This window comes from Leclercia tamurae (assembly GCF_025566055.1).
In the GTDB taxonomy this organism is placed as follows: domain Bacteria; phylum Pseudomonadota; class Gammaproteobacteria; order Enterobacterales; family Enterobacteriaceae; genus Enterobacter; species Enterobacter tamurae.
On the sequence record NZ_JAMHKS010000030.1, the window covers coordinates 1 to 388 of the forward strand.

1 protein-coding gene is annotated in these 388 nt (G+C 63.4%); it reads left to right on the plus strand.

The genetic code is table 11. The features are described 5' to 3' along the window. Positions 1–388, plus strand: a 388-nt coding sequence (locus tag M8318_RS00150) for an alpha/beta fold hydrolase family protein (protein ID WP_262660563.1), incomplete at both ends; no start/stop codon positions are given.

Below are 388 nucleotides of genomic sequence, written 5' to 3' on the forward strand. Positions count from 1 at the left end.
GCCAGGATCATGCGGCGCCGCTGATCTTCATCATCGCCGGGACTGGCGCGCACTATGCCAGCAGCTACCCGGAATACCTGAAGAAGCTCTTCTACCAGGCCGGCTACCACGTGGTGCAGTTGTCCTCGCCGACCAGTTGGGACTTCATGGCCAGCGCCTCGCGCTTCGCCACACCGGGCTTTTCCAGCGACGACGCCGATGACCTGTACCGGGTGATGCAGGCGGTGCGCGCGCAGCAGCGCGACCTGCCGGTGACCGACTATTACCTCACCGGCTATAGCCTGGGGGCGCTGAACGCCGCGTTCGTCAGCCACCTCGACGAAAGCCGCCAGAGCTTCAACTTCAAGAAGGTGCTGCTGCTCAATCCACCGGTGAACCTCTACACCTC